General features: G+C 70.3%; 26 protein-coding genes and 1 tRNA gene. 11 read left to right on the forward strand and 16 right to left on the reverse strand.

Annotated features, from left to right (window positions below; all coding sequences use genetic code 11):
• Nucleotides 1–235: 235 nt before the first annotated feature.
• The 5 genes from ABFX50_RS17380 to ABFX50_RS17400 form a co-directional block, all read right to left on the reverse strand.
• A tRNA-Lys gene (locus ABFX50_RS17380) sits at nt 236–309 on the reverse strand.
• Between the two features lie 45 nt (nt 310–354).
• Nucleotides 355–1,278 (reverse strand): nucleoside hydrolase, encoded by a 924-nt coding sequence (locus ABFX50_RS17385; RefSeq protein WP_346129758.1) that lies wholly within the window; start codon nt 1,276–1,278, stop codon nt 355–357.
• A gap of 252 nt (nt 1,279–1,530) precedes the next feature.
• The gene (locus ABFX50_RS17390; protein WP_183656569.1) at nt 1,531–1,920 is read right to left on the reverse strand and encodes an OsmC family protein; all 390 of its coding nucleotides are present in this window, start codon (nt 1,918–1,920) and stop codon (nt 1,531–1,533) included.
• Between the two features lie 61 nt (nt 1,921–1,981).
• Nucleotides 1,982–2,998 (reverse strand): HAMP domain-containing sensor histidine kinase, encoded by a 1,017-nt coding sequence (locus tag ABFX50_RS17395; RefSeq protein WP_183656566.1) that lies wholly within the window; start codon nt 2,996–2,998, stop codon nt 1,982–1,984.
• Nucleotides 2,995–3,672, reverse strand: coding sequence for a response regulator transcription factor (locus tag ABFX50_RS17400; RefSeq protein ID WP_183656563.1), 678 nt, complete (start codon nt 3,670–3,672; stop codon nt 2,995–2,997). The genes ABFX50_RS17395 and ABFX50_RS17400 overlap by 4 nt, the downstream gene beginning before the upstream one ends.
• 45 nt (nt 3,673–3,717) lie before the next feature.
• Here ABFX50_RS17400 and ABFX50_RS17405 point away from each other — a divergent pair, with 45 nt between their 5' ends.
• Nucleotides 3,718–4,122 (forward strand): ferric reductase-like transmembrane domain-containing protein, encoded by a 405-nt coding sequence (locus ABFX50_RS17405; protein ID WP_346147604.1) that lies wholly within the window; start codon nt 3,718–3,720, stop codon nt 4,120–4,122.
• Between the two features lie 35 nt (nt 4,123–4,157).
• The gene (locus tag ABFX50_RS17410; RefSeq protein ID WP_346147606.1) at nt 4,158–4,958 is read left to right on the forward strand and encodes an FAD:protein FMN transferase; all 801 of its coding nucleotides are present in this window, start codon (nt 4,158–4,160) and stop codon (nt 4,956–4,958) included.
• Here the strand turns inward: ABFX50_RS17410 and ABFX50_RS17415 are convergent.
• The gene (locus ABFX50_RS17415) at nt 4,955–5,230 is read right to left on the reverse strand and encodes a hypothetical protein (RefSeq protein WP_183656556.1); all 276 of its coding nucleotides are present in this window, start codon (nt 5,228–5,230) and stop codon (nt 4,955–4,957) included. The genes ABFX50_RS17410 and ABFX50_RS17415 overlap by 4 nt on opposite strands.
• A 95-nt stretch (nt 5,231–5,325) precedes the next feature.
• Between ABFX50_RS17415 and ABFX50_RS17420 the strand changes: the two genes are divergently transcribed.
• From ABFX50_RS17420 to ABFX50_RS17430, 3 genes are read left to right on the forward strand one after another with little or no spacing between them, the layout of a single operon-like run.
• Complete coding sequence (locus ABFX50_RS17420; RefSeq protein ID WP_346147608.1) at nt 5,326–5,541, forward strand: hypothetical protein; 216 nt, start codon at nt 5,326–5,328, stop codon at nt 5,539–5,541.
• Nucleotides 5,538–5,909, forward strand: coding sequence for a phage holin family protein (locus ABFX50_RS17425; protein ID WP_183656550.1), 372 nt, complete (start codon nt 5,538–5,540; stop codon nt 5,907–5,909). Before ABFX50_RS17420 ends, ABFX50_RS17425 begins: the two co-directional genes overlap by 4 nt.
• Nucleotides 5,909–7,228 carry an aromatic amino acid ammonia-lyase gene (locus tag ABFX50_RS17430; protein WP_346147611.1) on the forward strand — a complete coding sequence of 440 codons (1,320 nt, stop codon included), beginning with the start codon at nt 5,909–5,911 and terminating at the stop codon, nt 7,226–7,228. The genes ABFX50_RS17425 and ABFX50_RS17430 overlap by 1 nt, the downstream gene beginning before the upstream one ends.
• Here the strand turns inward: ABFX50_RS17430 and ABFX50_RS17435 are convergent.
• A complete protein-coding gene (locus ABFX50_RS17435) occupies nt 7,218–8,210 on the reverse strand; it encodes a LacI family DNA-binding transcriptional regulator (RefSeq protein WP_346147613.1) in 993 nt (330 codons plus the stop codon). The genes ABFX50_RS17430 and ABFX50_RS17435 overlap by 11 nt on opposite strands.
• A gap of 130 nt (nt 8,211–8,340) precedes the next feature.
• Between ABFX50_RS17435 and ABFX50_RS17440 the strand changes: the two genes are divergently transcribed.
• Complete coding sequence (locus ABFX50_RS17440) at nt 8,341–9,189, forward strand: amidohydrolase family protein (RefSeq protein WP_346147615.1); 849 nt, start codon at nt 8,341–8,343, stop codon at nt 9,187–9,189.
• Nucleotides 9,190–9,195: 6 nt separating this feature from the next.
• Complete coding sequence (locus ABFX50_RS17445) at nt 9,196–9,723, forward strand: cysteine dioxygenase (RefSeq protein WP_183656544.1); 528 nt, start codon at nt 9,196–9,198, stop codon at nt 9,721–9,723.
• A 2-nt stretch (nt 9,724–9,725) separates the two neighbouring features.
• On the opposite strand, the gene ABFX50_RS17450 is transcribed toward ABFX50_RS17445, so the two are convergent.
• Nucleotides 9,726–10,397 carry a (2Fe-2S)-binding protein gene (locus ABFX50_RS17450; RefSeq protein ID WP_346147618.1) on the reverse strand — a complete coding sequence of 224 codons (672 nt, stop codon included), beginning with the start codon at nt 10,395–10,397 and terminating at the stop codon, nt 9,726–9,728.
• A 33-nt stretch (nt 10,398–10,430) separates the two neighbouring features.
• Complete coding sequence (locus tag ABFX50_RS17455) at nt 10,431–11,588, reverse strand: CynX/NimT family MFS transporter (protein ID WP_428834696.1); 1,158 nt, start codon at nt 11,586–11,588, stop codon at nt 10,431–10,433.
• A gap of 177 nt (nt 11,589–11,765) precedes the next feature.
• On the opposite strand from ABFX50_RS17455, the gene ABFX50_RS17460 reads away from it, so the two are divergent.
• Nucleotides 11,766–12,764 (forward strand): LacI family DNA-binding transcriptional regulator, encoded by a 999-nt coding sequence (locus ABFX50_RS17460; protein ID WP_346147621.1) that lies wholly within the window; start codon nt 11,766–11,768, stop codon nt 12,762–12,764.
• 112 nt (nt 12,765–12,876) lie between these two features.
• Here the strand turns inward: ABFX50_RS17460 and ABFX50_RS17465 are convergent, their stop codons facing one another.
• Genes ABFX50_RS17465 through ABFX50_RS17475 form a run of 3 tightly spaced genes read right to left on the reverse strand, consistent with a single transcriptional unit; the run spans nt 12,877 to nt 15,891 of the window.
• Nucleotides 12,877–13,674 (reverse strand): carbohydrate ABC transporter permease, encoded by a 798-nt coding sequence (locus ABFX50_RS17465; protein WP_346148068.1) that lies wholly within the window; start codon nt 13,672–13,674, stop codon nt 12,877–12,879.
• On the reverse strand, nt 13,674–14,579 hold the full coding sequence (locus tag ABFX50_RS17470) for a carbohydrate ABC transporter permease (protein WP_346147623.1): 906 nt from the start codon (nt 14,577–14,579) through the stop codon (nt 13,674–13,676). Before ABFX50_RS17470 ends, ABFX50_RS17465 begins: the two co-directional genes overlap by 1 nt.
• Before the next feature lie 13 nt (nt 14,580–14,592).
• Nucleotides 14,593–15,891: an ABC transporter substrate-binding protein gene (locus ABFX50_RS17475; protein ID WP_183656533.1), complete on the reverse strand. Its 1,299-nt coding sequence runs from the start codon at nt 15,889–15,891 to the stop codon at nt 14,593–14,595.
• Between the two features lie 917 nt (nt 15,892–16,808).
• Between ABFX50_RS17475 and ABFX50_RS17480 the strand changes: the two genes are divergently transcribed.
• Nucleotides 16,809–17,360, forward strand: coding sequence for a hypothetical protein (locus tag ABFX50_RS17480; protein WP_346147626.1), 552 nt, complete (start codon nt 16,809–16,811; stop codon nt 17,358–17,360).
• A 55-nt stretch (nt 17,361–17,415) separates the two neighbouring features.
• On the opposite strand, the gene ABFX50_RS17485 is transcribed toward ABFX50_RS17480, so the two are convergent.
• On the reverse strand, nt 17,416–18,849 hold the full coding sequence (locus tag ABFX50_RS17485) for a peptidoglycan D,D-transpeptidase FtsI family protein (protein WP_346147628.1): 1,434 nt from the start codon (nt 18,847–18,849) through the stop codon (nt 17,416–17,418).
• 60 nt (nt 18,850–18,909) lie between these two features.
• Nucleotides 18,910–19,269, reverse strand: a complete 360-nt coding sequence (locus ABFX50_RS17490) for a MerR family transcriptional regulator (RefSeq protein WP_183656527.1) — start codon at nt 19,267–19,269, stop codon at nt 18,910–18,912.
• An 80-nt stretch (nt 19,270–19,349) separates the two neighbouring features.
• Between ABFX50_RS17490 and ABFX50_RS17495 the strand changes: the two genes are divergently transcribed.
• Nucleotides 19,350–20,273 (forward strand): aldo/keto reductase, encoded by a 924-nt coding sequence (locus ABFX50_RS17495; protein ID WP_346147631.1) that lies wholly within the window; start codon nt 19,350–19,352, stop codon nt 20,271–20,273.
• Here the strand turns inward: ABFX50_RS17495 and ABFX50_RS17500 are convergent.
• Nucleotides 20,245–20,904, reverse strand: coding sequence for a TetR/AcrR family transcriptional regulator (locus tag ABFX50_RS17500; RefSeq protein WP_346147633.1), 660 nt, complete (start codon nt 20,902–20,904; stop codon nt 20,245–20,247). The two genes, ABFX50_RS17495 and ABFX50_RS17500, sit on opposite strands and share 29 nt — an antisense overlap.
• A gap of 36 nt (nt 20,905–20,940) precedes the next feature.
• Between ABFX50_RS17500 and ABFX50_RS17505 the strand changes: the two genes are divergently transcribed.
• Nucleotides 20,941–22,206: a GH1 family beta-glucosidase gene (locus tag ABFX50_RS17505; protein WP_346147635.1), complete on the forward strand. Its 1,266-nt coding sequence runs from the start codon at nt 20,941–20,943 to the stop codon at nt 22,204–22,206.
• Nucleotides 22,207–22,404: 198 nt separating this feature from the next.
• On the opposite strand, the gene ABFX50_RS17510 is transcribed toward ABFX50_RS17505, so the two are convergent.
• Nucleotides 22,405–23,304 (reverse strand): coiled-coil domain-containing protein, encoded by a 900-nt coding sequence (locus ABFX50_RS17510; protein ID WP_183656514.1) that lies wholly within the window; start codon nt 23,302–23,304, stop codon nt 22,405–22,407.
• Between the last annotated feature and the right edge of the window lie 60 nt (nt 23,305–23,364).

Consider the following 23,364-nt stretch of genomic DNA (forward strand, 5'->3'; position numbering starts at 1 on the left):
CGAGCGGCAGATCATGACCGCGCGAACAGCCACCAAGGCGAGGTCTCAGGAGGCCATCGCCGCATAACCGAGTCTCCACGCTTTCAGGGGATGGACAATCTGCGTGGATACGCCCGGATACACGCGACCACACCACGAGCAGCACGAAGATCAACACCGCCCCAGACAGGCCAATATGTTGAGGCGTCAAACGAATAAACCCCAGCTCAGAAACCCAAGCTGGGGTCTTTCGGTGTGCGCCGCCAGGGACTCGAACCCCGGACCCGCTGATTAAGAGTCAGCTGCTCTAACCAACTGAGCTAGCGGCGCTTGCGACGTCGATAACTCTAGCAGCAGCAGAGCACCACTCGCACATCACCCGATCCGCTCACCCACTCGCTCAAAAGCCTCCAGCGTCAGCTTCCAGAACCGGTCCACGTCCAGGCCCGTCGCCACGGAGGCGTTGGCCGTCCGCTCGTCGATCCTGAAGTCCGTCACGGTCATGCCGGCCGTGTACGTCCCCATCGTCTCGACGTCGACCACCGCGGGCACGCACGTCAGCAGCGTCGGGTCGATCACGTGCGCGACGGCGACCGCGTCGTGGATGGCGGGGCCTCCCTCCGCCGTCACCATCCCGTAGAACTGGGAGATCGGCACCACGAGGTCGGCCAGGCGGCCGAGTGTGCGCATGCGGTCCAGGATCGCCTCGGTGACGACCGCGGTGAGGGTCACGTCGAGGCCGACCATGGTGACCGTCCATCCGGCCCTGAACACGATCGAGGCCGCCTCGGGGTCGGCCCTGATGTTGAACTCGGCCGCGGGGGTGTGGTTGCCGCGGGTGTACGAGCCGCCCATGATCACGAAGTCGCGGGCCCACTCCACGATGCGCGGCTCCCGCCGTACGGCCAGGGCGATGTTGGTCAGCGGGCCGACGGCGGCAAGGGTGATCTCCCCGGGATTCGCCCTGAGGGTCTCGATGATGAAGTCGACGGCGTGGCCGTCGGACACCCCCTTGACCGGCGCGGGAAGTTCCACGCCGCCCAGGCCCGTGGCGCCGTGGACGGATTCGGCGCGCACCCGCTCCCCCATCAGGGCCCCTGCGCAGCCGGGCGTCACGGGGACGTCGCCCAGTCGGTAGAACTCGCGCAGCGCGAGGGCGTTGGCGGTGGTCAGTTCCAGGCTGACGTTGCCGCCCACGGTGGTGATGCCGACCAGGTCGATCTCGGGAGAGCCTCCGGCGAGCGCGAGGGCCAGGGCATCGTCGATACCGGGATCACAGTCGATAAGGAGCTTTTTCACCCTAAGACAGTACATATGAATCGGGGCCGGGCAGTTTCCCCCAAAACTGCCCGACCCCGATCTATCGCGGTCCAGGCCGGGCACCTTCCCCCGAAGCGCCCGGCGGTCCCGCACAGCAGACGACGGTCCCCCTCCGCGTCCGCATCGGCAAAAGCTCTGCAAGTCAGTCGCAGCACCCTTGACCTGCTTCAACGTTACAGAGCCGAATGCAACGGACGCGTCATACCAGGGTCGATAATCGCCCTAATCAGCCTAGGGGAGCTCCAAGCGGACCTCCGTGCCCTCCCGCAGGGAGCGGCTGACCGTGCAGTGCTTGGCCTCCACGCGCTCCGCCACCGCCCTGAACACCTCGTCGGCCTGCTCCGAGGGGAGCTCCACGTCGTAGGTGATGGTGACGGGGCCCAGCTTGTTCGGCTCGACCTTCTCCGCGTCGACGGTCATCGCCAGCTTCAGCAGCCGGTGCCCGCGCTTGGCCGTGAGCGGCTCCACGGTCACGATGCTGCAGCCGCCGACCGCGGCGAGCAGCAGCTCGACCGGGGTGAACACGCCGTCCTGGTCACCGCCGCCGATCTCCACACGCGCGCCCCGCGCGTTGGTCGCCACGAAACCGTCATCTGTCCGCTCAACACGTACGTTCGCCATGCTCGCAAACCTACCGGGAGTATCAGGGCGCCGCGCGAGGCGGTGGAGGTCTCTCCGCGGGTCAGGCCGGGGTGGGGAGAACGAGGCGGACCAAGGTGCCGCCGTCCGGGGCGGGGACCGCCGCCACCGTTCCTCCGTGACTGTCCACCACCTGTCGTACGATCGCCAGGCCCAGCCCCGAGCCCGGCTTCGCCCGCGCCTGCGCCGACCGGTAGAACCGGTCGAAGACGAACGGCAGGTCGGACACCGGAATCCCCGGACCGTGGTCGCGCACCTCGAGCACGCCGTCGTGCAGCGTCACCTCGACCGCGTCGGTGGGCGCGCCGTACTTGGCGGCGTTGTCCAGCAGGTTGCCCACCGCCCGCGCCAGCCGATCGGGCACGCCCCGTACCAGGGTCGGCGAGACCGACACCGTGAAGCGGGTCTCCGGCCAGTGCGACGCCGCCCTCGTCACCTGGTGGGAGACGATCTCGTCGAGGCGCACGACCTCCACCAGGGCCGCGGGCTCCTCGTCTCTGGCCAGCTCGACCAGGTCGGACACCAGCCCCGTGAGCTCCTCGAGACCGAGGACCACCGCCTGCCCCACCTCGGCCCGCTCGGACTCCGGCACGTCGCCCCTGACCAGCAGCTCGGCGTTGGTGCGCACCGCCGTCAGCGGCGAGCGCAGCTCGTGCGAGGCGTCGGCGACCAGCTGCTTCTGCGCCTTGGCCGAGCGCTCCAGGGCGTCCAGCATCGTGTTGAAGCTGGCCGCCAGCTTGCCGATCTCGTCGTCGCGCGTGACGGCGATGCGCAGGCCGAGGTCTCGGGTCACCGCGATCCTGGAGGTCGTGGCGGTGAGGGTCGACAGCGGACGGAGCGAGGTGCCCGCGGCCAGCCAGCCGAAGAACGCCGCGATGACCAGCCCGCCGGCCGCCACGGCCAGGAAGGGCCAGCCGAACTCCGCCTGCCACCGCCCGATCTGCCCCATGACGCTCTCGGCCCTGCGGCAGGTCACGTAGTAGGCGGCGCCCAGCACCAGCAGGACCGACAGCGCCGCCGCGAGGCCCGCCGCCATCGCGAGCCGGAGATGCAGCTTCATAGCTCCCTCAACACGTATCCGAGGCCGTGCACGGTCTGGATGAGCCGCGGCTCCCCGTCGTGCTCGGTCTTGCGCCGCAGGTATCGGATGTAGACCTCCAGCGAGTTGGAGCCGGGGGTGAAGTCGTAACCCCAGATCCGCTCCAAGATGACCTCGCGGGTGAGCACCTGTCCAGCGTTGCGCATGAGCAGTTCGAGCAGCGCCGCCTCCGTGCCCGTGAGGTCGAAGACCCTGCCGCCGCGCCTGGCCTGGCGGCTGGCGGGGTTCAGCGCGAGCCCCGCGAACTCCAGCGCTCCGCCCGACGAGGAGGTACGGCGCAGCAGCGCCCTCACCCTGGCGAACAGCTCCTCCAGGGCGAACGGCTTGACCACGTAGTCGTCGGCCCCCGCGTCCAGCCCCTCGACCCTGTCCCCCACGCCGGACAGCGCGGTGAGCATGAGGACGGGAGTCCTGTCCCCTTCGGCGCGCAGGCGGCGGCAGACCTCGAGACCGTCCATGCCGGGCATCATGACGTCGAGGACGATGAGGTCGGGCCTGTCCACGGCGACCACCGCCAGCGCGGTCGGCCCGTCGGCGGCGCCTCTGACCCGGTACCCCTGGACGCGCAGCGCCCTGGTGACCGCCTCCCGCACCTGCGGCTCGTCGTCCACCACCAAAACTTCGGGCTTACCCATCTTTTGTTCAGGCAACTCTCATGTACGTCGCACACCGTCGGTTCTATGACTACCAGCACCCAGTCTCTCTCGTCTCTGCTCTGCGCCGCGCTGGCGGTGGCGCTCTGGCGGCGCCGTCCCGAGCAGAGAGCGGGGACGCTGCTGATCGCCGAGGGCGTCGGCGCCGACAGGATCGCCTCCAGGGTGAAGGACCCGGCGCGCACGCTGGTGCTCTACAGGGCGCGCGACCCGCGTGAGGCCGAGGCCGCCCGCGAACTGCGCGCCCGCGGCGTGCCCGTGATGATCGTCGAGGGCGCCGAGCACGACCCGAGGGCCAAGGAGGCGGTCAGCGCCTCGGGCCTGAGCCGTCTCGTCCCCGACATCTCCGAGCGCAGGGTCGTGGTCTACGGTCCTCGCGGTTTCGTGAGGTACGTCAGGGGCGCGCTGTCCAAGCTCCGGCAAAGGGCTTAGCCGTGCGTTATCCCGCCCGTGCCACGGTGACTCCTATGACCTTTCCCGGTGTCGCTGGTGTGCAGATGGTGATGGACCTTCCCGTGTGCGTGGACATTCGCACCGCGCTGCCGGAGCGGGAGCTGACGCCCCTGCTCGACGACGCCTTCTCCTGGCTGCGGTGGGTGGAGGACACCTTCAGCCCCGACCGCGAGGACAGTCAGATCGCCAGGCTGAACAGGGGCCAGACGATCGACCAGGTCCCCGAGGTGGTGGAGATCCTGCACAGGTGTGACACGTTGCACGAGGCGACGGGCGGCTGGTTCGACGGACGCGCGGGCGGCAGGCTCGACCCGATGCCGTACGTCAGGGGGTGGGCGGTGGAGCGCCTGTCACGGGCGCTGACCATCGCGGGCGCCGTCGACCACAGGGTGAGCGCGGGTCACGACCTGCGCGTGCGGGGCTCCTCCTCGCCGGGCCGCCGGTGGCGGCTCGGCGTCCGCGATCCCTACGACGGGGTCACCACGCGGGTGCTCTTCCCTCACGACGCCGCTGTGGCCACGGCGGGCGGCTCGGAGTTCAGCGGCGAGGGCAGGGCGTGGGTGTGCGTGATCGGACCCGACCTGGGCGTGGCGGGCGCGTACGCCTGGGCGATGCACGCCATGGGCACCGCGAGGGCCAGGCGTTTCGCCATGCGCCTCGCCGCAGACCCGGGTGCGGGCGCGGCCCCGCACCCCGGCGCCGGGTGGAACGGGGGCGCCCAGCCGTACCAGAGCATGGTCGTGGGCCCCGACGGGCGCGCGACGCTCACGCCGGGGTTCGCGACCTATGACGCCGAGACCAGGCTGGCGGGCTAGGCCTCGGGATGTTTGGCCAGGTACTCGACGTAGAGAGGACGTAGCGCCTCGCCCAGCTCGCCCTGGCCCGAGCTCATGGCGTCGCTGAGCAGCGCGGACAGGTGGCTGAGGTCGTTGACGACCTCGCCGCCGTGACCGCTGGCCGCCTCCGCCGCGGGGATGGCCCTCAACAGCTCCCAGAGGAACCCGAAGTCCCCGTGGCGTACGGCATAGCGCACGGCCCGCTCGTGAAGTTCGCTGGCCGGCATCGACTCGAGTTCCTCAGTGTCCATGTCACTTCCTCCCCAGAATCGGCTCTTTCCCCATAACCCCTCTCGGTAACGCCCTCACGTGACTACGTGGAGTCATCTCCGGGCACATAGCGTGCATGCCTGATCGTCAGCTGACGACCTCTCCGGTCGTCACGCTCGCCACGATTGTGGCGCCGATCATCGCTGACCGGCTGAAACCGTGGATCAGAGTCACGCCCGCCACGGCCGCCGCGATGGTGGCCGCGGGTGTGTCCAGCGTGATGATCTATCCCTTGGCCGCACCGCGGCCCTATCGAATCGCCGATCAGAAATGCGAGGATCCTGTGGCGTGAAGTTCATCATCAAAATTCTCGTCGTGGCGGCTTCCCTCTGGGTCGCCATCCAGTTCGTGGACGGAGTCGAGATCACGACTCCCACGGGCACGGCCAACTACTGGGGCACGCTGCTCGTGGTGGCGCTGATCTTCGGTGTCATCAACGCCGTGATCAAGCCGATCATCGAGACCATCGGCTGCGCCTTCTACGTGCTGACCCTGGGGCTGTTCGCCCTGGTCGTCAACGCGGGGCTGATGCTGCTCACAAGCTGGATCTCCTCCCAGATCGACGTCCCCTTCCATGTCTCCGGCTTCTGGGCCGCCTTCTGGGGGGCGCTCGTCGTCTCCATCGTCAGCTGGGTGCTCAGCCTGGTCCTGCCCGACTGATGCTGCTCGACGGCGCCACCCTCACCTGCGCGCAGGTGGCCTCAGGAGTCCCCGTCTCGATCGTCTCCCTCGATCGGGCCGGGGCCGCCTGGCGGACCGCCCGGACACTGACAGCTCCCGTGTACGGGCAGAGCACGGGCGTCGGCGCGAACAAGGACACCACCGTCGAGGAGGGCGGACTCGACCTGCTGCGCAGCCACGCGGGAGGAGCGGGACCGCTGGTCGGCGAGGAGCGCGCCCGCGCGATGCTCGTCGTCAGGCTCAACCAGCTCCTCGCGGGCGGCTCGGGGGTCGACCCCGCCCTCCTGCCCGTGCTCGCCGAGGCGATCAACGATGGGTTCACACCTCCTGTCCGCACCTACGGCGCGATCGGCACCGGCGACCTGACAGCTCTGGCCACCACCGCGCTGTGCCTGCTGGGCGAGCGCGAATGGCGGGGGCCCGAAGGGCGGCCAGGGCCTGGGCCCAGGTTCGCGCTGTCGTCGGGCGACGCACTGCCGTTCATCAGCTCGGGCGCGGCCACGCTGGCCGACGCGGCGCTGGCCGTCCACAGGCTGCGGACGCTCATGGAGTCCGCCGTCACCGTGGCGGCGCGCTCGTTCACCGCGGTCAACGCCTCCGCCGAGCCGCTGGCGCCGGCCGTGCACGAGGCCAGGCCGCAGCCGGGTCAGGCCGACGTGGCGGCCCGCCTGCGCGGGATGCTCGCCGCCGAGGAGGCGGTCAGGGTCCAGGACCCCTACGGCTACCGCGCCTTCGCGCAGGTGCACGGCGCCGCCATGGACGCGCTGACCAGGGCCGGGCGCGTCGTCGAGGTCGATCTCAACGCCGCCACGGAGAACCCCCTGTTCAGCGACGAGCTGGCCTGGCACAACGGCAACTTCCACGCCGCCCCCGTCGCCCTCGCGCTCGATGCGATGCGGGCGGCGCTGGTGCCCGCGGCGCAGCTGTCGGCCGCCAGGCTGGCCACGCTGATGGAGCCCGCCTACACGGGGCTGCTGCCCTTCCTCGGCGGGGCTCAGGGCCGGTCGGGCGCGATGATCCTCGAGTACGTGGCGCAGGACGCGCTCGCCGAGCTGCGCCTGCTGTCCGCGCCCGTCGCGGGCGGCACGGCGGTGATCTCCCGCGGCACCGAGGACCACGCCAGCTTCGCCACCCAGGCGGCGAGGGCGGCGCTGCGCTGCGTGGAGCCCCTGGAGATCGTGCTGGCCTGCGAACTGGTCGCCGCCCGGAGGGCGCTGGCCCAGCCGGGCTCCCCCAGCGAGCCCGACCGCCCTCTCGACACCGATCTGGACGAGGCGCGCAGGGAGCTCAGCGGCTGATCCGCAGCACCGAGCCGCGCTCGCACAGCGTGGGCTGCTGCACCACCCTGCGCCGCCGCGCGGGGCCGTCCGCGGCGGCGGCGACCAGCCGTACGGCGGCGCGCACGATGCCGTCGATGTTCCAGTCGACCGTGGTCAGGCCGGGGCTGAGCAGGCCCGACATGGGATGGTCGTCGTAGCCCATCACCGACACGTCGCCTGGAATGGACATCCCTCGCTCGGCCGCCGCGGCGTAGACGCCGTAGGCGATGGAGTCGGAGAAGCAGAACACCGCGGTGTGGCGCCCGCTGTCGAGGATGCCGCGGGCGACCTCGGTGGCCGCCGTCAGCCCGTAGGAGGCGGTGGCCACCTCGATGTCGAGGCCGAGCCTGTCGGCCTCGGCGCTGGCGTGGACGTCGGCGGGCCTGTCGGGGGTGCGCGCGCCCGTGGGGGTGAGCACGGCGATGCGCTCGTGGCCGAGCTCCTTGAGGTGCTCGAGCGCGAGGGTGACGCCCCGCCTGTTGTCGAAGATCACCTCACCGGCCGTGCCGGGCAGCCCGTCGCCGATCGCGACCACGGGCACCGACTCGCACAGCTCGGCCCAGAACGCCGCGGCGGGATCGACCGGCTGCACGATCAGGCCGTCGACGCGCTGGTCACGTAGTTGCTGGGCCAGGGCCCGCTCGCGGGCGGGGTCGCCGACGGCGTCGAGGATCAGCGCGTAGCGATCCTTCTCCCTCAGCCCTCTGCTGATGCCGACTGCCAGCGACTGCTGCCACAGGTCCTCGAGGGAGCCGCAGAGCACGCCGATCATGCCGGTGCGCCCGCTGGCCAGCGCACGGGCGATGGGGTCGGCCTCGTAGCCGAGCTCGGCGGCCGCGGCCCGCACGCGCTCCATGGTCTCCTCAGAGACCTGGAGCCCGCGTAGCGCGTAGGAGACGGCTGCAGGCGAAAGGCCGGTCGCCTGCGCGACCTCTTTGATGGTCGCTCGCTTTCTGGCCATCGGACCAGCGTAGCCAGCATTGACAAAACCGGGGGTGAAGCGTTTCACTGAAACGCATCACTGAATCGCTTCACATGGCAGCCCCAGGGTTTACATGTATTCTCGGTAGGAAATAGAGGGAGGTGTGGCCGTGAGCATCGATGTCCATCAGCACCTGTGGACGCCTTCGTTCGTCGAGGCGCTGCGCGCCAGGTCGCGCCCTCCCTACCTGGACGGCTGGACCCTGATCCTGGACGGCGAGCCGCCGTACGAGGTCGACCCCGCCGACCACGACGCGCGCGACACCACGGACCTGGAGCTCGCGCTGGTCTCCCTCTCCAGCCCGCTGGGCATCGAGTTCCTGCCGCCCGAGGAGGCCTGGCCGCTCATCGACGCCTACCACGAGGGCGCGCTGAAGCTGCCCGAGCCGTTCGGCGCGTGGGCGGCGACCTGCCACAGCGACGTCGACCCGGCCAGGCTGGCCGCCGACCTCGACCGCGGCTTCGCAGGGCTGCAGATCCCCGCGACCGCCGAGCCCGACGACCGGCTGCTCGACGTGCTGACCGAGCGTGACCTGCCGCTGTTCGTCCATCCGGGCCCCGCGGCCGCCACGCCTGGCGTGCCGGGCTGGTGGCCGGCGCTGGTGCCGTACGTGCAGCAGATGCACGCCGCCTGGCATCACTTCCACGCCGTCGTGCGCCCGCGCCACCCCAGGCTGCGAGTCTGCTTCGCGCTGCTGGCGGGACTCGCGCCGCTGCACACCGAGCGCCTGATCGCCAGGGGCGGCGGCAGGGGCCAGGTGGACCCCCTCTGTTATGTGGAGACCTCCTCCTACGGCCCGCGCGCGATCGACGCGATCGTCCGCGAGCTCGGCATCGACGTGGTGGTGAACGGCTCGGACGCGCCGTACGCCACCGCCCCCGACCCGGGGATGGGCGCCGCCGCGGCGCACGCCATCAGGGTCGCCAACCCTCGACGTCTACTCGGACGAAAGGAGTAAACGCACGTGAGCACCAACCTTCCCGCCAGGACGCTCGACCGGCGGGAGCTACGCGAGCTGGTCGACGACCTGGCCGCGGACCCCGCCCAGTGGCAGGACCAGGTGGACTTCCCCGCCGACGGCGGCCGGCACTACGCCTCGCTCTACCGTGACGCCTATGTGGACGTGTGGCTGCTCTGCTGGCGTCCCGAGGACGACACGGGCTGGCACGACCACGACATCTCCTCCGGCGCCGTCCACGTGGTGCAGGGCGCGCTGCTGGAGTGCAACCCGCGCATCGGCGGCGAGCACCTGGAGACCGTGGTGGCCGAGGGGCAGTCCTTCCACTTCGGCCCCGACCACATCCACCGGCTGACAGGCGCGGTGGACAGAAGCGTGTCGATCCACGCCTACTCCCCTCCGCTGTGGCGCCTGGGGCAGTACTCCATCGACGACACCGGGCTCATGCGCAGGGTCTCGGTGAGCTACGCCGACGAGCTGCGCCCGATCGACGACGACTTCATGGGCGAGGTGCCCGCCGCCGAGGTCGCCTGAGCTCAGGCCGCGCACGACTCCCGCAGCACGCAGCAGGTCGAGCAGGGCTCGGCCTCGGGCAGCGTGACCCACAGACAGCAGGTCCTGCGCCGGTAGCCGTCGGCGGTCTGCTCGAGCAGACCGTCGACCGGCCGGCCGACCGCACGCAGCAGGCCCATGTAGTCGCCCTGGAGCACCGCGGTCATCGGATGAGCGAACGCCTCCGCGGTGGAGCCCCACAGCGTGCGCGCGCCGACCCGCGCCTGGCCGCTGATCGCCTTGACCAGTGGTTCCTGCGACTGACGCAGGGCCTCGGCGATGGCCTGCGGGCTGTCGACGACCGTCACCGCCGTGGCCGCGACCGTCACCCCCGCCTCCGACTGCTTGAAGTAGGTGTCCTCGAACCGCATGACGGGCGCCCGCCCGTCGAGCGCCCAGCCGACGGCCATCGGGAAGGTGAGCCAGTAGCCGAGCGTCTTCCACAGCAGCGCGGCGCCCACGTGCCTCGGCGCGTCGTAGCGGCCCGCGGTCTGCTCGATCAGGGCGCTGAGCAGGGTGTACGGCTCGCGCGTCAGCTCCTGGAGCGGTGTCCACGAGTCGTCGGGTTCGACGAGCAGGCCGGGCAGGACGCCGAGCACGCCCCCTCGCGCGGCGGCGACGCGCTCCAGCACTCCGGTCAACTCGGCGAGCGGCACGGCAGGCCCTTCAGTCGAATAGGTAAGCCTTGCCTAAGATATCAGAGGACGTCCCGCCAGTACCCCTACCACCAGTTGCACCGCGCACGCGGCGAGCCCTGCCAGCAGCGGAACCGTCCAGCCGCCCGTCGCCTGCCTGAGCAGACCGATCACCAGCGGGCCGAGCGCGGCCAGCACGTACCCCACCGACTGGGCCACCGCCGACAGCGCGGTCACCGAGGAGGGGTCGGGGGCGCGCAGCGTGATGATGAGCAGGGCCAGCGCGAGTGACGCGCCCTGCCCGAGGCCCAGCACGATCATCCACAGCCACGGCACGGTGGTCGGCGCGAGGAGCACGCCGAGATAGCCCGCCACGGTCAGCAGCGCGGCGCCTGTCACGTGCGGGACCTGCGTCCTGCTCCGCTCGGCGTGCACCGGCACCGCCAGCGTCGCGGCGACCTGGGCCAGGTTGGAGATGGCGAGCAGAAACCCCGCGTGGTCGGCGGGCAGGCCGGCCTCCTGGAAGATCGTGGGCAGCCAGGCGAGCATCACGTAGAACGTGAGCGACTGGATGCCCATGAACGCGGTCAGCTTCCAGGTGACGGGGCTGCGCATGAGCGCCCTGAACGGCCTCGGCCCGTTGGCGGGGGCAGACTGCCTGCCGAAGGCCTGAGGCAGCCAGAGCACGGCCGCGGCCACGGCCGGCACGGCGACCAGCGCGGAGACGCCGCGCCAGCCGTAACCCGTGAGGTGCTCCATGGGGATCGCCAGCGCGGAGGCCGCGGCGGCGCCGCCCACGAGAGCCGAGACGTAGATGGCCGTGAGCAGGCCCGCCTTCTCGGGGAAGTGCTGCTTCACCACGCCCGGCATGATCACGTTCATGATCGCGATGGCGGTGCCCGCGATGGCCGCGCCCGTGTAGAGGACGGGGGCGCCGTCGAGGCTGCGGATCACCACGCCCGCCGCGAGGATCAGCAGGGCCACCAGGAGGGTGCGGTCCAGACCGATCCTGCGGGCCAGCAGCGGCGCCACGGGACCGAACAGGCCCAGGCAGACGACCATGACCGTGGTGATCGCACCGCCGCCCGCGGGCGTGAGGCCCACGTCGGTCATGATCTCGTCGAGGAGGGGGGAGATTCCGGCCAGGGCGGGTCGCATGTTGAGCGCGGCGAGGACCAGCCCGGCGACCACGAAAGTTGATCTCAAGGACATAGCCAGGCCCACTCTGCCATGCGGCCTCCGGCTCGGAACGGGTAGGTGGCGGCATCTGCCCGCATCGTCGCCCACTGCGTCATCGTCGAGAAGGTGATCACGAGAGCCACGGGTTTGAGGGCCCTTCTGCCTGCTGACAACGTTGTCAGAGGGTCCGGCATGGGAAATGATCGGGGTGTGAGACCGACGATGAAGGATGTCGCCGCCGAGGCGGGCGTCGCGCTCAAGACCGTGTCCAGGGTCGTGAACAACGAGCCCGGGGTGAACGCCGCCACCGCTGACCGCGTCAGGGCCGCGATCGAACGGCTGGGCTACAGCCGCAACGAGAGCGCCAGGGTGCTGCGCCAGGGCAGGACGTCGAGCATCGGCCTGGTCATCGAGGACGTCGGCGACCCGTTCTACTCGGGGGTGAGCAGGGCGGTCGAGGACGTCGCGATCAGGCACGGCTCCCTGGTGCTGAGCGGCTCCTCGGCCGAGGAGCCCGCGAGGGAGCGGGAGCTGGTGCTCACCTTCTGCGCGCGAAGGGTCGACGGGCTCATCGTGGTGCCGGCCGGCGCCGACCACTCCTACCTGCGGTCGGAGCTGGCGGCGGGCACGCCGGCCGTCTTCGTGGACCGTCCGGCAGGGCCTGGCCTGGACGTCGACACGGTGCTCTGCGACAACAGGGGCGGGGCCCGCATGGCCACGGCCCACCTGCTCGCCCACGGGCACCGCAGGATCGCCTTCCTCGGGGACAGCCCCACCATCTTCACGGCGGGCGAGCGCGAGCACGGCTACCGCGAGGCGCTCGGCGACCTCGTGGACGAGCGGCTGATCTCGATGGCCCACCCCGAACTCGACAGGGTGCGCGCCGACCTCGACAGGATGCTCGGGATGGACGACCCTCCGACCGCGCTGTTCACCGGCAACGGGCGGCTGACGATGACGGCCCTGCGCGCGCTGGCCGGACGGCGGATGGCGCTGATCGGGTTCGACGACTTCGAGCTGGCGGACCTGCTGAGCCCGGGCGTGAGCGTCGTCTCCCAGGATTCGGCGGGCCTGGGCAGGGTGAGCGCGGAGCTGCTGTTCCGCAGGATCGCGGGCGGCGGCGGCCCCGCGGAGCGCGTCCAGCTGCCGGTGAGGCTGATCCCCCGAGGCTCGGGAGAGCTCCCGCCCGAGGCCCCGCGGAGTTCGTGAGCACAGAGCACGCGCGGCTCTCCCGGGCGCCACCTCGCCGCCCCGCGCGGGCGCCGGCCCGGTCACCGGCGCCCGCGGGACGCGGCGTGGTTTGCTCCCGCAACCCCCGAGCTCACCCCTTGAGCGCGCCCGCCATCAGCCCGCGCATGAAGAAGCGCCCGAGCAGCAGGTAGATCAGCATCGTGGGGATCGAGGCGAGCAGCGCCGCCGCCATCTGCTGGCTGTACGGCGTGGCCTGCGCCCCTGCGATGTTGTTCAGCATGACCGTGGTGGGCCAGCTCGTCGGGCCGGTGAGGAAGACCGCGAACAGGAAGTCGTTCCACAGCGAGGTGAACTGCCAGATGATCACTACGGCGAACGCGGGCGCCGACACCGGCAGCACGACCGACCAGTAGGTGCGCAGCATGCCCGCGCCGTCGACCCTCGACGCCTCGATCAGCTCGTCGGGGATCGTCACGTAGTAGTTGCGGAAGATGAGTGTGCAGATCGGGATGCCGTAGACGACGTGCGCGAGCACCAGCCCCGAGATGTCGCCGTACAACCCGATGTTCACCATGAGCTGGACCAGCGGGATCATCACCCCCTGATAGGGGATGAACATGCCGAACAGGAAGAGCGTGAACAGCACGTCCGCGCCGGGAAAACGCCATTTCGACAGCACGTAGCCGTTCATGGAGCCGAGCACGCACGACAGCAGCGACCCCGGCACGGCGAGCAACACGCTGTTCCAGATGCCGGGCGCCAGCTTCTCCCACGCCACCCGCCACGCCTCGAGGGTCCAGACCTGCGGCAGGTTCCAGGCCTGCGACGGGTTGGCCTCGGTGAGCGGCTTGAAGCTGGTGACCAGCAGCACGTAGATCGGGATCAGGAAGACGACCGCGAAGACGATCAGCAACCCACGGCGGAGGATCACGAGCGCCTCTCCTTGCGGACCGACCAGATCAGGTAGGGGATGACGAAGACCGCGACGCTCAGCACGATGTAGGAGGCGATGGTCGCGCCCTTGGCCGGGTCGTGGAAGTCGAAGACGGCCACCCACATGAACACGGCGGGCACGTCGGTGATGATCTGCTTGCCCGACACGGCCATGACCAGGTCGAACGTCTTCAGCGAGATGTGTCCGAGGATGATCAGCGCGGAGAGCGTGACGGGCCGCAGCAGTGGGAGCACGACGTGCCGGTAGACGCCCCACTCGGTGCAGCCGTCGACTCGGGCGGCCTCGCGCAGCTCCTCAGGGATGCCCCTGAACCCCGCGAGGAAGAGTGCCATGACATATCCGGACATCTGCCAGATGGCGGGGATCGCCATGGCGGCCATGCCCCAGTCCTGGTCCCTGAACCAGGCCCACTGAGGCAGGCCGACCACGTCGAACAGCCGGTTCAGGCCGACTGCCCTCTCGTCCTGGCCGGAGTTCATTAGCCAGCGCCACACGATGCCCGTCGCCACGAACGAGATCGCCATCGGGAAGAGGTAGATCGCCCTGAAGGTGCCCTCCCCCCTGATGCCCTTCTCCATCAGGAAGGCGAGGAACCAGCCGAGCACCAGCGCGCCGAGGACGAACACGACGGTGAACAGGATCGCGTGGTTGACCGACAGGTGCCATCGGGGCTCGTCCCAGATGTCGACGAAGTTCTGCAGCCCGACGAAGTTCCCCTCGGAGACCTCGTCGTGCTTGTCGGTCATCGCCAGGCTGAAGTTCCAGCCGAGCATGCCGTAGACGAACACGCCGATCGCGATGATCGAGGGCGTCACCAGCAGCAGCCCCGGCAACCAGGCGCGGGCCCGCCGCAGGGCGGACCCGCCTTTTCTCGCCATCACTGTGCCTGCCTCACTGGGCGTTGGCCGCCGCCGCGTCGACGAGGCCCTTCTGCAGCGCGGCCACGTCCTTGGTGCCGATGAACAGACCGACCGACTCGTTGATCGAGGCGAGCCAGGGCTGGCTGACGGCCACGCCGTGCTGGACGGATCCGGCCAGCTTGTTGGATGACCAGTCCTTCAGCGCGTCGCCCAGGTAGTCGGTGTAGAGGGCGGCGTCGGCGTCCTTGCGGGCGGGGATGGAGCCCTTCTTCGGATTGAAGGCGTCCTGCCCCTCCTTGCTGGCCGCGACCTTGAGCCACGCGACCGCGCCGTCCCTGTTCTTGGCGCCCTTGGGCAGGGTGAAGCTGTCGGACAGCCACATGTAGGTGCCCTCGGTGCCGGGCGAGGGGGCCCAGTCGAAGTCGGTCTTCGACTTCTTGCCGAGGCCGCCCTCCGGCGGGTTGTGGAAGTAGCCGTAGGCCCAGTCGCCCATGATGTTGAAGGCGGCCTGTCCCTCGGCCACCTGGGCGGCCGCCGGCTGCCAGTCGTCCTGCGGGTCGCCCGCGTAGGACATGATCTTGGCGAAGTCGTTCAGCGCCTTGGTGACCGCGGCCGAGCCCCAGTCGGCGCCTGGCTTGAACAACGCGTTGTAGGCGTCGGTGCCCAGCGAGCCGAGCAGGACGCTCTCCATCAGGTGGGTGACGGTCCACTCCGAGCCGATGGACAGCGGGATCTTGCCCTTGGCCTTGACCTTCTCCAGCGCCGCGATGAACTCCTCGATCGTCTTGGGCGCGGCCGCGACGCCCGCCTCCTTCAGGACGCTCGGGTTGAACCACAGGATGTTCGACCTGTGGATGTTGACCGGCACCGAGTAGATCTTGCCCTCGTGGCTGATCTGCTCGACGAGCTGGGCGGGGAAGGCGTCCTTGAGCTTGAGCTCGTCATAGAGGAAGGTGAGGTCCTCGAGGTCGCCCGCCTTGATGTAGCCCAGCAGCTCGGCGCCCGCGTGACCCTGGAAGGTGTCGGGCGGGGTGTCGGCCTGGAGCTTGGACTGCAGCAGCGCCTTGGCCTTGTCGCCCGACCCTCCTGCCACCGCCGCGTCGAAGAACGTGAGGTTGGGGTTCTCCTTCTCGAAGATCTCCTTCATGGCCTTCAGACCGTCGGCCTCGCCGGGGCCCGTCCACCAGGAGAAGACCTCCACCTGCTGTTTGCCGCCGCCACCCGTGCCCGACGCCTGGCCGGAGGGAGCCGGAGTGCCTCCCCCTCCGCCGCAGGCCGCCAGACCGAGCAGGGCCGCCATGGTGATGCCTGCCAGCCACCGTCGTCTCATCGCACACCGCTCCTTCACCACGGTCGGTGACAACGTTGTCAGTAGGGCCATCAACCCACTTCGCACTTGGCGACGTCAAGGCATGTGCGGATAACAGCTCGGCATATTCGGGGAGCGCTCTCTTTGCAGAGGCCCGATCGCCGGTCGGGCGCGCAGGCCACGCCACGCGTGGGCCGGAAGGCCGGCCGCCAGGCGCCGGCGGCCCAGCCACGCCACGGCGAGCCCCCCGGCTTCAGAGCGCCTCACGTATGTATGGCCATGTGTACTCGACCGGCGCCGCAGAAGGCTGGGCGGGCTCGAGCCCTGCGCGGCTCGAGCCCGCTGTCGCGCCCGCAGGACCACGACCTCCACCCCTCTGAGGAGGCCAGGCCCATCAGCGAACGCGACGTCTCGGGTGGATCGACAGGCCGTGCTCGCCCTGCGTGCGGGCGCCCCCGCACCTGGGTTCGCGATGCGCGCCGCCGGTCGATCACAGAGGCAACGCTAGGCCGAGCCCGCTCCTGGCACATGCTCCGAGATGGCCATTCGGGCATGTATCCGCGGGGGGTCAAGGGTGTGTAGAGAGGCGGTCGCCGTGTGGCCGCGTCACCTGAGCGGAGCGGGCACCTGTGTACGTGAGGGCCGGCCTCCCGGCCGCCTGCTCGCGCTCGCCCGGGCCGCGATCGGCGCGCCCCGGCGGTGCGTCCACGTCTGACTCGCGGCCGACGAAGTCGTTCGGTTCGGTGGGCGGCCTCAGGCGCACAGCGGCTTCTCCAGGGGGGAGGTGGCGTTACCGACAGTGTTACACCGATTACCCACACCGAGGCGATCTTATGCATGCGGGGCACGGCGGCGACGGGTGGCGGCGTGGCCCTTCCAACCGGCCCCTGGCGGGAAAGCTGTGGAGAATTGTCAGTGGCGCCGGTCACACTCCTTGTATGGCGGACGAGCCCCTCGAACTAGGCGAGACCTCCTTCTCCGACTGGCACGCCCACACCGACAAGATGACCGAGGTCGGCTTCCTGACCATCGCCAGGCGCCTGCCCGCCCTCGTGGGGCAGGCGATGCGCATGGCCTGGCGGGCCAGCCCCCGCGACACTGCGGCCACCATCGGCTTCAACCTGGCCGGCGGCATCTTCACCGCCTTCGGCCTGCTCGCCACGACAGGCGTGCTCGACGCGCTGTTCCGCGAGGGCCCCACGCCCGACAGGGTGCGCGCCGCGCTGCCCAGCCTGGCCCTGGTGGCGGTCGCCGCCGCGCTGCGCACGGTGACGCAGGCCGCGGCCGGCTGGGCGCAGTCGCGCCTCGACCCCCAGGTCTCCAGGCTCACCGAGGAACGTCTGTACGGTCTGACCAGCAGGGTCCCCCTGGCCGCCTACGACGACCCCGACTTCCACGACGCGCTCCAGCGGGCAAGGATGGCTACGCCGACCGCATCTACGTGCTCGACCACGGCAAGGTGGTGGAGGAGGGCACGCACCAGCAGCTGATGGCCGTCGAAGGGCTCTACGCCGACCTCTACACCCTGCAGGCGCAGGCCTACCGCTAGTCCAGCACCGCCTGCATGATCTGCCTGGCGACGGGGGCGGCCACGTCGCCGCCGAATCCGGCCCGCTCGACCACCACGCCGACCGCGACCCGCGGCTCGCCGGCTGGGGCGAAGGTGGTGAACAGCGCGTGGTCCTGGGCGCCCGGCAGGTTCTCCGCCGTGCCGGTCTTGGCCGCCACCTCCACCCCTGGGATGGCGGCGGCCGTCCCTGTGCCTCCAGGCTGGGTGACGCTGACCATCATGGCCGTGAGGGCGCCGGCGTCCTGGGCGCTCATGACGGAGCGCCACCGCGAGGGCTCGGCCCGCTCGACCACCGAGCCGTCCGGCAGGCGCACCTCCTCCACCAGGTACGGCCGCATCAGCGAGCCGTCGTTCGCCACGGCCGCCGCCATCATCGCGATCTGGAGGGGCGTCGCCCTGTCATCGAACTGCCCGATCGCCGACATGGCCGTCTGCGCCTGGTCCATGCCTGCCGGGTAGACGCTCCGCGCGACCGGCATCGGCACGGTCAGGCTGTCGTCGTCGAACCCGAACGCCTCCGCCTGCCGGCGCAGCACGTCCTGTCCGAGGTCGAGGCCCATCCTCGCGAAGGCGGTGTTGCAGGACATCTGGAAGGCGTAGGCCAGCGGTGGGTGCCCGTCGCCGCACGCCTCGCCGCCTGCGTTGCCCAGGTCGATGGAGGTGCCGGGCAGCGGCATGCGGGCGGGCGCCTCGACCTGCGAGTCCGGCGTGTACCTGCCCGAGGTCAGCCCCGCGGCGGTGGTGACGATCTTGAAGGTGGAGCCTGGCGGGTAGTTCTGGTTGATCGCCCTGTTGAGCAGCGGCTGGCCGGGGTCCTTGCGCAACTGCTCGTCGGCCCTGGCCAGCTTCTCGCTGTCGAAGGTGGTGTAGAGGGTGGGGTCGTAGGACGGGTAGGAGACCATGGCCAGGATGGCGCCCGTGGCCGGATCCATCGCGACGGCGGCTCCGCGCCTGCCGGTCGCGGCCAGCCCCGCGTAGGCGGCCCGCTGGGCCCGCGCGTCGATCGTGGTCCGCACGTCGGCGCCCTCGATCGTGCCGTCCCTCACCAGCGCGCGCACCCGCACCCTGGCATCGCTGCCCGACAGCCTGGCGTCCTCCGCCCGCTCCAGTCCCGTGGTGGTGTAGAGGGAGGCGTACCCCGTGACGGCGGCGTAGAGGTTGCCCTCGGGGTAGGTGCGGCGGTACCTGTAGCCGGCGTCGCTCGCCCTGCGGCTGCCCGCGATGACCGTGCCGTCGGCGGTGAGGATCCTGCCGCGCGGATGGTCGAACTTGGCGATCAGCGTGCGCTGGTTGCGCGGGTCGGCGTTCAGCGTCTGCGCTCTGAAAGCCTGGATGACCGTGACGTTGCCGAGAAGGGCGAACATCATCACCGCGCACACCAGCGCCACGCGACGCAGCGGGATGTTCATTCGTCTCGCCCGGGGTCCGGCCATACCTTCCGGTCTAACAACCGCAACCCCAAGCGCGTGCTACAGCACGCTGCGATAGTAGGAAATCTTGTTGTGGATGTAGCGCTGGCGCTCGGCCAGGTTGTCGATCTGGTCCCTGACGCGCCGGTCGTGCTCCTCCAGCAGCGCGATCCTGTCGGCGATGGTGTGGTCGCCCGCGCGCACCAGCTCGGCGAAGCGCAGCATCTCGGCGATCGGCATGCCGGTGTCGCGCAGGCATCTGATCGTGCCGAGCCATCCGAGGTCGTCCTCGGAGAACCTGCGCTGGCCCGCGGAGTTGCGGTCTACGGGGGCCAGGAGGCCGATCTTCTCGTAGTAGCGAAGGGTGTCGATGCTGAAGCCGGTCTCCTCGACCACTTCAGCAGGGGTGTAGACGCTCACGGGGCCGATCCTCCCACCTGGAGTGGGCTCCAGGTCAACCGCTTGACATGGAGTGCGCTCCAGGTCGCACAGTCTCGGCCATGAACATCGCACTCGGCACCATCGACTTCGGCACCAGGGTCGGCCTGAAGGACACCTTCGCGCTCCTCGACCGCTTCGCCGAGGCGGGCGGCACGATGATCGACACGGCGAACAACTATCCGTTCTGGAACGAGGGATGCACCGGCGACGAGAGCGAGGCTGCCATCGGGGCCTGGCTGGCCGCGCGCGGCAACCGTGACAGCGTCGTGCTCAGCACCAAGGTCGGCGGACGGCCGACGATCACGGGAGACACGACGCTCGGCTCGGCGGAGGGGCTGTCGGCCAAGGCCGTACGCGCCGGCGTGGAGGGGAGCCTGCGGCGGTTGGGGACCGACTACGTCGACGTGTACTGGTCGCACATCGACGACAGGTCCGTCCCGCTGGAGGAGTCTCTCGGGGCCTTCGACGAGCTGGCGCGGGCCGGCGCCATCCGCAGGCTCGGCGCGAGCAACATGGTGACGTGGCGGCTCGAACGGGCGAGGAACCTCGCCGCGGCCCACGGCTGGATGCCCTACACCGCGCTGCAGCTGCGCCACACCTACCTGCGTCCGAGGCCCCTGACCAGGCTTCCCGAGAGCGGGCACGTCCTGGCCACCGACGAGAGCCTGGCCTACGCGCGAGAGGAGAGGGACCTCACGCTGTGGGTGTACAACACGCTGATGTCAGGCGCCTACACCAGGGCCGACCGGCCCGTTCCCGAGTTCTACGACCACAGCGGGACCACGGGACGGCTGCGGGCGCTGCGCGAGGTCGCGGACGAGCTGGGCGCCACGCCCAACCAGGTGGTGCTGGCGTGGCTGCTGGCCCAGGGTCTGGTGCCGATCGTGGGAGCGACGACGACGGCCCAGCTGGACGAGGCCATCGGCGCCGCAGGGATCACGCTCGACGAGGCGCTCATGGCGCGTCTGGACGAGCCGCGCTGAGGTGCTCGGCGAGGTAGCGGCGCACCAGCTGCTTGCACTCGGCGATCAGCGCGGCGTCGCCCTGGGGGTGGGTGCGGAAGGCCAGCTTCAGCACCGCGTCGGCCGCCTCGACCGCCACGCGCAGGGCCAGGTCGAGACCCTCCCCCGCCGGCTTGTCGTGCAACCCCGCGACCAGGGCGCGCAGCCGCTGGGCGACCACGGCGCTGTTCTCCAGGGCGCTGTCGAGCATGTGGTTGGTGCCCTGCAGCGCCGGGCCCCCCGGGGAGGGCAGCACCTCGCCGAAGTCGACCACCGCGAAGCCCGGCGTGGTGCGTTTCATCGCCACGAACTCGTCGATCGCCAGGTCGGACAGCTGCGACCAGTGCGCGGGCTCGGCCGCGGCGATCCTGTCGGTGACCCTGACGAGAAACCTGTCGAGGTTGCGCATCGCGAGCGCCCTGACCAGGCCCTGCTTGTCGGGGAAGAACTGGTAGAAGGTGCCGATGGGCACCTCGGCCCTGCGGGCGACCTCCTTGGTGGTCAGCCCGTCGTAGCCCACCTCCTCCAGCAGCGTGGCGCACTCGTCGAGCATGCGCTCGACCCGCTCGGCGCTGCGGCGCTGGGAGGGACGGCGGCGCAGAGTACTCGTCATACCCCTCATCCTGGCCCATGTTTAGGATGACCAACTATGTTCCTGTGGGGTACGGCCACCGCCGCTTACCAGATCGAGGGCGCCGCAGACGAGGACGGCCGCGGCGCCTCCATCTGGGACACCTTCGCCCGCCAGCCCGGCAGAACCCGTGACGGGCACACCGGTGACGTGGCCTGCGACCACTACCATCGCTGGCCTGAGGACCTGGCGCTCATGTCGGACCTCGGCGTCAACGCCTACAGGTTCTCCCTGTCGTGGCCGAGGATCCAGCCCGAGGGGTCGGGGCCGGTCAACCCGAAGGGCCTCGACTTCTACGACCGGCTCGTGGACGGGCTGTGCGAGCGCGGGATCACCCCGCTGCCCACGCTCTTCCACTGGGACCTGCCCCAGGCCCTGGAGGACGGGGGCGGCTGGCTGAACCGCGACACCTCTCACCGTTTCGCCGACTACGCCGCGACCGTGGCCGAACGTCTCGGCGACCGGGTGCGCGGCTGGATCACGCTCAACGAGCCGTTCGTGCACATGGTGTTCGGCTACGCCATGGGCGTGCACGCTCCCGGCCACACCCTCATGCTCGACGCCCTCCCCGTCGCCCACCACCAGCTGCTCGGGCACGGGCTGGCCGTGGGGGCGCTGCGGGCGGCCGGGGCCGAGCGGGTGCTGATCACCAACAACTGCACGCCTGTCTGGGCGGAGGACGCCGCCGCGGGCGACGCCTACGACATCCTGCACAACCGCCTGTTCAACGATCCGGTGCTGCTGGGCTCCTACCCCGACCTGTCGGCGTACGGTGTGACGCTCGACTGCGTGCGCGAAGGGGACCTGGAGATCATCTCCGCTCCGCTCGACGGGCTCGGCGTCAACTACTACAACCCGACGCGGATCGGCGCCCCTACCGACGACTCGCTGCCGTGGACCGACCTCGGCATCACCGGCTACCCCACCACGGCTTTCGGCTGGCCCGTCGTCCCCGACGGCCTGCGCGAGCTGCTCGTCGGCCTGCGGGCGCGCTACGGCGACGCGCTGCCTCCCGTGTACGTCACGGAGAACGGCTGCTCCTACCCCGAGCTCGACGACCAGGCCCGCGTCGACTTCCTCGACGGTCACCTCGCCGCCCTCCGCGCCGCCCAGGACGAGGGCGTCGACGTGCGCGGCTACTTCGTCTGGTCGCTGCTGGACAACTTCGAGTGGGCCGAGGGCTACCACCAGCGCTTCGGACTGGTCCACGTCGACTTCCCCACCGGCCGCCGCACGCCCCGCGCCTCGTACCACTGGTACAAGGACTTCCTCGCCCGCCAGTAGCCCGCCGCCGCGCCCCCCCGGCGGGCCCACGCCCGCTCCACGCGCCCCCGACCGTGGCCGGCATCCCCGACGACGGGGAGGACCTGTGCGACGGCGGGCGGCAGGCCTGTGCCGCCAGACGGCCGAAGGAGTGGCCCACGCCCTGGAGACCTGCGCCGCTCCAGGGCCCACGTCACCGGGCGGGCGCGGAAGGCCGGCTCAGAACACCGACACGTGGACGTGGTCCCAGTGGTTGGCGGTGACGCCGCCGCGGTTGGACATCATGTCCCAGCCGCCGCCGGTGCGGATGTCGTAGTAGCGCTGCTTCCAGATGATGTACATCACCCCGTAGCGCGAGCCGTTGGCGATGAGCCACTGCGCCAGCTCGTCGCCCCTGGCCAGGTTGGCGCCCGTGGCCATGCTCCCGCCCGGGCTCATCATGAAGTCGCACGCGCGGCCCTTGCCGTGCTCGCCCGGGTCGCCGACGCGCAGGCAGCCGACGCCGTAGAACATCGGGAAGTTGCGCATGACCTCGTCGCGCAGCGTGATCATGCGCTGGGTGAGACCCGAGGCGCTTCCTGGCTGCTGGATGCCGTACTTGGCCAGGAGCTTCTCGATGTCGCGCCGCTTGGACTGCATCTTCTTGATGTCGCGCTCGAGGTCGTCGATCTTCTCGTCGGCGTCCTTCTTCGCCTTCTGCGCGTCGGCGACCATCGCCTCGACGCGGTTGAGCGTGGAGGTGCGCTCCGCGGCCAGATAGGCCATGTTCGCCGCCTGCCCGAGCACCTGGTACGGCTCGCCGCCCGTGGTGAAGAGGCTGGTGCCGTCGAGCGGCCCCTGGATGTAGGTGGTCTGCGCGATCTGGGTCACCTCGACCCTGGCGGCGGCCAGCGACGCCTTGAGGTTGGCCGCCCTCTCGGTGGCCCGCTTGGCCGACAGCCTGGTGTCCTCGAGGCTCTCGATCGTGCCCCGGTAGACGGTGTTGAGCGCCGTGGCCTGCTTGGTGAGTTTGCGCAGCTTGGACTGACTGTCGGGGTCAGCGGCCGCCACGTGCGGGAGGGGGGTGGCGAGCAGCGCGACGAGAGTGGCGGCGAGCACGGCACGACGCCCTGATCTCACGCTCGTCCTCCCCTCATAGACGGAGCGACTATAGAAGATGATCTTGATGCTTGCCACCCG

It is taken from the genome of Nonomuraea recticatena (genome assembly GCF_039533245.1).
Classification (GTDB): Bacteria; Actinomycetota; Actinomycetes; order Streptosporangiales; family Streptosporangiaceae; genus Nonomuraea; species Nonomuraea roseola.